We start from the raw sequence: 9,075 nt of genomic DNA, 5'->3' as shown, positions 1-9,075 counted from the left end.
AGTGCTGAACGTATCAAGATCACCACGACCAAGTCGCCGCTGTGGTGCACGATCACAATCATCGTCCTAGGGTTGGGCGTCGCCTGGATGATCGGGCGTTCGTCGAGTTCGAGCATTCAGGCGTACAACGACGAAGCCGCATCAGGAACTCCTGATTTCGAGAAATTCCTCCCCACGTTCAACGACGCGGGGCTAGGAGTATCCGGATTCGGCGTCATGGTCCTGATGATCATGGCGGCGCTCGCGATCACCAGCGAGTACCGCTTCGGCATCATCCGTACCACCTTCCAGGCCATCCCGAGTCGGGCTTCGGTTCTGATCGCCAAAGCCTGCCTGATCGGGGCTTTCGGCGCGGTGCTGTCCTTCGTTCTCATGCTCGGCGCGGTATTCATCACCAAAGCTGCGGCAGGCTCTGAAGGTTCCACCAATCTGGCACTGGACAACGCCGACGCCTGGCGCGCCGTTTACGGCGTACCGATCTTCGCGTTCCTCTGCGTTGCCCTTGCCATCGCCGTCGGAGCACTCCTTCGTCAGTCCGCCGGCGCCATTGCACTACTGCTGCTGTGGCCACTGCTCATCGAGAGCCTGTTCGGCATGTTCGGATCCTTCGGCAGAAACGTCACACCGTTCCTCCCGTTCGCCAACGCCGACCACTTCCTCTCTTCGGGTTCGAGCACCAATTTCCATTGGGGCCCTTGGGGAAGCTTGTTCTACTTCGCAGCGTTTGTGCTGGTGATATTCGGAATCAGCATCGCCGTCGTCAACAAGCGCGACGCCTGACCGAGTCGCAAACCGACCAAGACCAAAACTGGCCGCACCGGAGCCCTTCCGGTGCGGCCAGTTTCGCGTTGACAGAACCCGCAGCGCTTGTCGATCACGCCAAGGAACAGGACAGGGCACGCGCGGGTTCGCGTCACTCTGCCCCGCGGACGCGGCACCTCGAAATAAGACCTGGTCGAGTTCCTGGCAGACTGACCTTACGCGTCAGCGTTCCAGTTGCGCGGCAAGCTCTTTCATCCAATCGAGGAATGCCTGCGGGCCGTCGAACTGGACGCCGTCGACAGCAGCCACTTCCGGTGCGATGTCGTCGCCCTTGACCACCAACGCTTCTCCACCCGAGGCAAGGACAACGGCAAAGGCCGGTAGGTCACCCCGGTCGTCGCCCGCGTACGCGACGACGTCGACCCCTGCGGCCGCGATCGCGCGAAGGAGGCCTGTCCCCTTGTCCTCCTCAACGGGTGGACGCAATTCCTCGACCAACTTGCCGGGCTCACGCCGCAACCCGGTCCGGCTCGCGATTTCTGTCGTCGCTGCTTCCACCAGGCGCTGCGCGACCGCACGATCCGCGGCCCGACGCCAATGCACGGCCACCGCAAGGCCTTTGCTCTCGACATGGATGCCAGGAACTGCCGGAGAGTCGAACAAGCGTCGCAATTCGGCTTCTGCTTCGGCGACAGCATCACTGAACGCCGCGACGGCCGGAAGCACGTGGATTCCGTCGTCCGTCCAGGTCTCGACGCCGTAGGAACCCATGAGCACAACGGAATTCAAGCTGAGCCGCTCTCGCAAGAACGACACAGGCCGTCCCGAGAGCAAGCCGACAACACCGAGATGCTCGGCCAGGGTCGCAAGCACGTCTTCGGCGCCGGGCAGTAGCGCACTCGCCGACGGATCGTCGACGATGGGTGCAAGCACGCCGTCGAAATCCATCACCAGTCCACAGCGAGCTGGATCGGACGTGAGTCGGAGGATGACGTCCGAAGCGGTTCGCATGGTTCGAGTGTGCCAAATCGATCGCACTCGTAATACCAACACCGGAGCCGAATGTAATCTCTGCCACTTCGTCCAGGTTGTCCGGAACCGCTGAGTAGGTCGCGTCGTCTCCCTGTAAGGGCCCACAGTGGTCCGCTAAAGTTCTCACGACGCTTACCAACTGGGGGGTAATGATGAGCGAATTGACTGTCGCCACTGACGGCATCCGAAAGTACGGCTCGACGTCGACCGAAGCGGCAGGACGCATCGCGCAGGCCGCCGCCGTCGATCTGGGTGCAAACATCGCAGCAGTCGCACCGGCCGTGGGCCCCGTCGGGATCGAATTTCTCGAAGCATTCGCGCGCGCTCAGGCCACACACACCAAAGATGTTGCAGCACTCGCCACGTTCTACGCCGGCAACGCCGCGACGGCCGGTGCAGCCGCACAGGCCTACGACACCACAGATCATGCAATCGCAACAGATCTGACCGCTGCGGCCGGATCGACGGGCGCGACCGCGTGAGCACCGAAGACGACTCGACAACCGTCATCGAATTCCTTCACGGTGGCGCTCCTGCCCCGGTACTGCCGAACAATGTGGTCGAATCGATGCTCGCCGGCATACCGGTACCGGCACTCCCCGGAATCGAAGATCTGTTCGCGCCCTTGATCGAACTCGGGAAGAGTCTCGGCACAGGCACTTTTGCGGGCATCGATCCCGTCGGCATCTTCGATCAGGCGTCCACTCTCATCGACCACGCCATGGGACTGTCCCGAAGCGCGGTCGCCGACGTGGGCCAGACCTGGAACAGCACCGGCAGTGACGCCGCGACCGAACTGTCGCGATCCGCCCAGAACAGCGGCGCAGAATTGAGCGAACGCGGAACCGCGATATCGAAAACTGCTGCCGCCGCCGCGGAATCGGTGCAGCGAGGCAACGCGAATCTCGCGGCAATCGCGCAGTCCTTCGCCACCACGGTTGCAGCTGCCGCGCCCATCGCGTGGACACCACCAGGACAGGCGATGTTGCTTGCCTCGGCAGCTGAACACATGCAGGCAGCCGTCGCGGCGGTGACTCGGACGCGTGGGGAGATGCTCGGGCACACCGCAGCCATGAACGCCCTTGCCGGACCGATCCCCGTGCCGACCCCACCGACCAGTGAGGCACTCTCCAACCTGGTCACTGCGGAGGCAATCAACAACGCCGCCCGTCAGATCGCCCAACCTCTTTCTGCCTCAACCGATGCCGGTGATGCGCCGTACTCCACCCACCCGGACTCCACTCAGCCAGGCACAGAGGCTGTTCGAACTTCGGCTGCACGGGCCGGCGCCGGGCTTCCGACCGGCGTCGACAAGCTGTGGGGCGCAGGCAATCCGTCGACGTCACTCGCAGCCGGCGCGTCGCCGTCACCCAGTGCGACGGCAAGCTCTGGCGGAGCATGGGTGAGCGGAAGCGGTGGCACTACCGGCGGAATGGTGAGGGGTGCAGCGGGAGTTGCTGCAGTTCAACCGGTTCCGGTAACACCGCCCGGCCTGGGTGCACCATCGTCGGCAGTCGGCAGTAGCGGCATGTCGCCGGGCGGCATGCTGGGCGGTGGACCCCGCGGATCTCGGGACGACGAGTCGCCACGCACTACCCCGAGGTATCTCGTCACTGTCGGCGACGAGAATTCGATGGTCGACGATCTGCCGATGGTGTCGCCGCCCGTGCTCGGGGCTGACGATCCCGATCAGTACCTGTTCCGAGATCTCTGATCAAGACAAACCTCAGACGAAGCCCAACTCCCGCACCGCCGCACGCTCCTGCTCCAGTTCGCTGACGGACAGGTCGATCCGTTCGCGTGAGAAGTCGTCGATCGCGAGGTCGGGAACGATAGCGAACTCGCCATCGGCACAGGTCACCGGGAAGGAAGAGATCAATCCTTCGGGCACTCCGTAGGAACCGTCCGAACAGACGGCCATGGATACCCAGTCGTCCTCGGCGGTACCGATCACCCAGTCGCGGACGTGGTCGATCGACGCGCTGGCCGCACTCGCCGCAGAGGACGATCCCCGCGCAGCGATGATGGCGGTGCCTCGCACCTGCACAGTCGGGATGAAATCGTTCTCCACCCAGTCGCGGTCGTCGATCACCGCGAGTGCAGGCTCACCTGCGACAGTCGCGTGGGACAGGTCCGGGTACTGCGTCGCCGAATGGTTTCCCCAGACGGACACCTTGCGCACCGACGACGCACGAACCCCGGTCTTCTTCACGACCTGCGCGATCGCTCGGTTGTGGTCGAGACGTGTCAGCGCACTGAACCGAGTATCGGGTACATCCGGTGCATTGTTCATCGCGATCAGCGCGTTGGTGTTGGCCGGATTTCCCACGACCAGCACCTTGACGTCCGAGGCTGCGTTGTTGTTGATCGCCTTCCCGTGCGCTGTGAAAATCGCGCCGTTCGCACTCAGCAAGTCGGCACGCTCCATCCCCTTGCTCCGCGGACGTGCGCCGACCAGCATCCCGACGTTCGCGCCGGAGAAGGCGACATCGGGATCGTCGGTGATGTCGATGGAGCTCAGCAACGGAAATGCGCCGTCTTCGAGTTCCATCGCAACGCCTTCGGCAGCGGACACGGCGGCAGGAATCTCGAGCAGTCGAAGTTTGATCGGGACGTCAGCGCCGAGCATCTCCCCCGCAGCTATGCGGAAAAGCATTCCGTATGCGATCTGACCCGACGCTCCGGTTACCGTGACGGTTACGGGCGCAATACTCATTGCCGACTCCTCACCTGCCGTTTTCACGACTGTCCGTTCTACAACGCTGTAAGAACGGTTTCCACGCTAGTCGAGTAAACCGGCCACTTCGTGGTCTGTCAGTGTGGTTCTCGGCACTCGTCCCTCCGCCGTCACGAGTTCGACGGCGCGGTAGAGCGGACGCTCGGCGAGTCCGGCGCCGCGGGCTTCGGCACGCAACTGTTCGATCAGCACCGAGGACAACGCGGCAGCCGGTACCAACTCGCTGGCCGCCAGCGCGTCCGCGAGCTTGCGGAGTGCAAGGATCTCCAACTCGCGCCCACCCCCCGCGGTATACAGCGCGAGCGGGATCCGCACGGTGGACCGTCCGTCGCCGAGCGTCAAGCTGACTTCGCTGATCCGGCCGGATCTCACCGTCAATGCCGCCGTGAGTACCTCGGCCACGTCGACGACGTTGGTTCGAAAACCAGCTTGCGCACGAACTCTGTTGCCGTACAACGTGATGTGCCGGCGCAGCGTCATCAGGATCGCCAGTGACGTCGGCACCGCGATGACGGCGCCGACGATCACTCCAACGGTCGCCGTCGAGAACACACTGACGATCAACCCGACGACCACGCCGAACACCACGACAACAACGGCGAACTTCTTCAGCCGCGGCGCGATCAACGCCACGGGAACCAGATCGAGCGAAACCGGTTCGGCCTCAGTGCTCAACGAGTTCCCCGAGCTTGTCGACAACCTGGTCGAGCGCCACTGTCTCCTGCTCACCTGTTGCCAACTGTTTGACAACGACAACGCCCTCTTCGAGTTCACGCTCGCCGAGAACCAAAGCGATCGCGGCACCCGAACGATCAGCTGCCTTCATCGAGCCCTTCACGCCACGGTTTCCGTACGCCAGGTCGACGCGAATCCCATTGGCACGCAACTGATGTGCGATCTTCACCAGTGCAGCCTTCGCCTCGGCACCCATCGGTACACAGAAGACGTCGACACGCGCCGGTGGCGCAACGGACTTGCCCTCGGCCTCGAGCGCGAGAACCGTGCGGTCGACGCCGATTCCGAACCCGATGCCCGAGAGCGGCTGTCCACCCAGCTGTTCCATCAGACCGTCGTAACGACCACCACCACCGATTCCGGACTGCGCACCCAGTCCGTCGTGCACGAATTCGAAGGTTGTCTTGGTGTAGTAGTCGAGGCCGCGGACCATGCGCGGGTTGACGACGTACGGAACGCCCAATGCGTCCAGGTGCGCTAGCACCTCGTCGAAGTGCGCCTTGCAGCTCTCGGACAGGTGATCGAGCATGAGCGGTGCGCCGGCCGTCATCTCGCGTACATCTGGGCGCTTGTCGTCGAGCACCCGAAGCGGGTTGATCTCGGCGCGTCGACGTGTGTCTTCGTCGAGCGGAAGTGCAAAGAGAAACTCCTGCAGCAGTTCGCGGTACTGCGGTCGGCAGGTGTCATCGCCGAGAGAGGTGATTTCGAGGCGGAAGCCGTCGAGCCCCAACGACCGGAATCCGGCGTCGGCGATCGCGATGACCTCAGCGTCGAGCGCGGGGTCGTCGATCCCGATGGCTTCGACTCCGACCTGCTGCAACTGGCGGTAGCGGCCGGCCTGCGGGCGCTCGTAGCGGAAGAACGGGCCCGCGTAGCTGACCTTGACCGGCAACTGTCCACGATCGAGGCTGTGCTCGATGACGGCACGCATGACACCGGCGGTTCCCTCGGGACGCAACGTCACCGAACGGTCACCGCGATCGGCGAAGGTGTACATCTCTTTGCTGACGACGTCGGTCGACTCACCGACACCGCGAGCGAACAGGCCGGTGTCCTCGAAGATCGGCAATTCGATGTGGCCGTATCCGGCCAACCTCGCGGCGCGCGTCAAACCGTCACGAACGGCGACGAATTCGGCTGACTGCGGCGGAACGTAGTCCGGAATGCCCTTGGGTGCAGAGAAGGTGCTGGCTTTACTCACGAGAGGTACTTTTCCTTATTCTTGTGCGCTGAGTCCAACGAGAAACGGATTCGAGCTTCGCTCGGCGCCGATCGAACTGTTGCCGCCGTGCCCGGGCAGGACCACTGTCTCGTCACCGAGTACCAATAGCTTGCGGGCGATCGAAGCGAGCAACTGCTCGTGATTTCCGCCGGGCAGGTCGCTGCGCCCGATGGAACCCTGGAACAGGGTGTCACCGGTGAACGCCAAATCCACGGGCCCGCTCTCGGTGTTCGCCTGGGTGCGGAACACCACCGATCCCTGCGTGTGCCCGGGTGTGTGGTCCACGACGAACGTCATTCCGGCCTCGGTGATCTTGTCTCCGTCGGCCAGTTCGATCACCTCGTCCGGCTCCACGAACGTCATGCCTTGAATGAATTCCTTCATCGTCGGGCCGATCCCCCGTGCCGGATCGCTGAGCATGTAGCGATCCTCGGGATGGATGTACGCGGGTACGGAATACCGCTCACAGACCTCGCGGGCCGACCACACGTGATCGAGATGACCGTGCGTCAGGAGGACCGCCGTGACCGACATGTCCTTGGAGTCCAGATATTCGAAGAGCGGCTCAGCTGCATCCTGACCCGGATCTACGACTACGCACTCGCACGCGTCGTCCTGAGCGAGTATGTAGCAGTTGGTTTGGAACATCCCGGCCGGAAAACCAGTGACGAGCACGGGGGCAACTCCTCTTCGAAGGGTGGAAACGAACAACACGCTGTCGGTTACAGCCTAAGCTGCTGCCCCGCCAGTAAGTTCTCAGGTTGCAATGGGAGACTCTGACGACGAGTAGAGCCGCTTGCCGAAGCCGACCCCCAGGGTGTCGCTCGGCCGGCCGACCACGATCCACCCGCGATACGGAGGACTACAGCAGTGCCGAGTAACGAGCAACGCCGCGAGGCGGCGAAACGCAAGCTCGAGCGTCAGCTCGAACGTCGCGCAGAACGTGCCCGCAAGCGCAAGCAGATGACGATAGCCGGAACTGCGCTCGGCGTGGTCGTCGTAGTCGGCGTCGTCGGTGGACTCATCTGGCTGAGCAATCGCAGTGACGACGACGCGAACACCACCAACACTGCTGCCGACGACTCGAGCCTCACGCCACAGACCGCGGGTGCAATGCCGGCCGGTCTGTCGACGCCACTGGCCGACACGGTTTCCTGCTCGTATCCAGCCGACGGCGCTACCGCGTCCAAGGCCAACAACCCTCCTCGTACCGACGGGATTCCCACCACCGCGCCGGACGCGACGCCGAGCATCAGCGTCGAGACCTCGCAGGGAAACATCGGGCTCACACTCGACGGAACGAAGTCTCCGTGCACGGTCAACAGCTTCGTGAGCTTGGCGCAGCAGGACTACTTCAACGACACCACCTGCCACCGCATGACGACGAGCCCCTCGCTCCAGGTGCTGCAGTGCGGTGACCCGTCCGGCACCGGCACCGGCGGACCGGGCTACGGCTTCGACAACGAATTCCCCACCACGGCGTATTCCACCACCGACCCGGCAGCGCAAGAGCCCGTCACCTACGCGCGCGGCACGGTTGCGATGGCCAACACCGGGGCACCCGGTAGCAACGGCAGCCAGTTCTTCCTCGTCTACGGCGACTCACAACTCCCCCCGCAGTACACGGTTTTCGGCACGATCGACGAAACCGGGCTCGCCACTTTGGACAAGGTCGCGGCCGGCGGATCGACGCCAGAGGGTGACGGCAAGCCGAATCTGACCACCGACATCAAGACAGTAAGGCTCGACTGATGCGACGTAATCCTGTGATGCGCTTTCCTGTAGTCATTGCCGCCGCAAGCGCCGCGGCGCTGCTTCTGGCTGGTTGTTCCAGTGATTCCGGTAGCTCGGACTCGCCGTCCAGCACCTCCAAGGCGAAGACGACAACGGCTGCCATGCCGCCGCTCGACATGTCACAGTTCGACGCACTCCCGCCTGTCCCGACTCCGGCCTCGGCGACCGTCGACTGCTCGTACCCGAGCGCGGCGGGTGCAGCAAAAACCGTCAATCCGCCGAACTCCACGGGTGTGTCCACCGAGGGAACCGTCAACGTCGCGCTCACGACTACGGCCGGCCCGATCGGGATGGAACTGAACCGGGCGGAAGCCCCCTGCACGGTCAACAGCATCGTGAGCTTGACCGAGCAGAAGTACTTCGACGACACCCCGTGCCATCGACTCGTCACCACACCCGGTCTACAGATCCTGCAGTGCGGCGATCCCTCGGGCAAGGGCACGGGCGGACCGGGCTATGGCTTCGACAACGAGTACCCGACCACTGCCTACCCGGCTAACGATCCGGCACTCTCCTTGCCTGCCGTCTACCCCCGCGGCACGCTGGCAATGGCCAACTCGGGTAAACCGGGCAGCAACGGCAGCCAGTTCTTCCTCGTCTACGAGGATTCGGTCTTGCCGCCCAACTACACGGTCTTCGGAAAGATCGACGACGCCGGCCTGGCGACGATCGAGAAGATCGCGGCCGACGGCGACGACGGTGGCATGGGAGCAACCGGCGGCGGTGCACCCAACACCCCGATCACCATCGAGACTGCAATAGTCGCCTGACCCCCTGTGCGCCTTTATTAACC

General features: G+C 63.6%; 10 protein-coding genes. 5 read left to right on the top strand and 5 right to left on the bottom strand.

Annotated elements, in window-relative coordinates:
- On the top strand, positions 1-780 hold a 780-nt coding region (locus P3G66_RS27730; RefSeq protein WP_276117398.1), incomplete at its 5' end, for an ABC transporter permease.
- 204 nt (positions 781-984) lie between these two features.
- Here P3G66_RS27730 and otsB read toward each other — a convergent pair.
- The gene (gene otsB / locus P3G66_RS27725) at positions 985-1,773 is read right to left on the bottom strand and encodes a trehalose-phosphatase (protein WP_231917340.1); all 789 of its coding nucleotides are present in this window, start codon (positions 1,771-1,773) and stop codon (positions 985-987) included.
- A gap of 173 nt (positions 1,774-1,946) precedes the next feature.
- Here otsB and P3G66_RS27720 point away from each other — a divergent pair, with 173 nt between their 5' ends.
- Complete coding sequence (locus tag P3G66_RS27720; RefSeq protein WP_037130770.1) at positions 1,947-2,276, top strand: type VII secretion target; 330 nt, start codon at positions 1,947-1,949, stop codon at positions 2,274-2,276.
- Positions 2,273-3,508: a hypothetical protein gene (locus P3G66_RS27715; RefSeq protein WP_228232716.1), complete on the top strand. Its 1,236-nt coding sequence runs from the start codon at positions 2,273-2,275 to the stop codon at positions 3,506-3,508. The genes P3G66_RS27720 and P3G66_RS27715 overlap by 4 nt, the downstream gene beginning before the upstream one ends.
- A 12-nt stretch (positions 3,509-3,520) precedes the next feature.
- Here P3G66_RS27715 and P3G66_RS27710 read toward each other — a convergent pair whose 3' ends face one another.
- From P3G66_RS27710 to P3G66_RS27695, 4 genes are all read right to left on the bottom strand, one after another.
- Positions 3,521-4,510, bottom strand: coding sequence for a malate dehydrogenase (locus tag P3G66_RS27710; RefSeq protein ID WP_042452093.1), 990 nt, complete (start codon positions 4,508-4,510; stop codon positions 3,521-3,523).
- 66 nt (positions 4,511-4,576) lie between these two features.
- Positions 4,577-5,206, bottom strand: a complete 630-nt coding sequence (locus tag P3G66_RS27705) for a hypothetical protein (protein ID WP_007732974.1) — start codon at positions 5,204-5,206, stop codon at positions 4,577-4,579.
- Positions 5,196-6,467 carry a histidine--tRNA ligase gene (gene hisS, locus P3G66_RS27700; RefSeq protein WP_007732972.1) on the bottom strand — a complete coding sequence of 424 codons (1,272 nt, stop codon included), beginning with the start codon at positions 6,465-6,467 and terminating at the stop codon, positions 5,196-5,198. Before hisS ends, P3G66_RS27705 begins: the two co-directional genes overlap by 11 nt.
- A gap of 15 nt (positions 6,468-6,482) precedes the next feature.
- Positions 6,483-7,163, bottom strand: a complete 681-nt coding sequence (locus P3G66_RS27695; RefSeq protein WP_007732970.1) for an MBL fold metallo-hydrolase — start codon at positions 7,161-7,163, stop codon at positions 6,483-6,485.
- A gap of 195 nt (positions 7,164-7,358) precedes the next feature.
- On the opposite strand from P3G66_RS27695, the gene P3G66_RS27690 reads away from it, so the two are divergent.
- Positions 7,359-8,240: a peptidylprolyl isomerase gene (locus P3G66_RS27690; RefSeq protein ID WP_003943303.1), complete on the top strand. Its 882-nt coding sequence runs from the start codon at positions 7,359-7,361 to the stop codon at positions 8,238-8,240.
- Between the two features lie 17 nt (positions 8,241-8,257).
- Complete coding sequence (locus P3G66_RS27685; RefSeq protein WP_054188497.1) at positions 8,258-9,052, top strand: peptidylprolyl isomerase; 795 nt, start codon at positions 8,258-8,260, stop codon at positions 9,050-9,052.
- Positions 9,053-9,075: the final 23 nt, after the last annotated feature.

It is taken from the genome of Rhodococcus sp. C3V (assembly GCF_029269915.1).
In the GTDB taxonomy this organism is placed as follows: Bacteria; Actinomycetota; Actinomycetes; order Mycobacteriales; family Mycobacteriaceae; genus Rhodococcus_F; species Rhodococcus_F qingshengii.
Note: the sequence above shows the minus strand (reverse complement) of the source record. Positions and strands in the feature narration are given on the sequence as shown.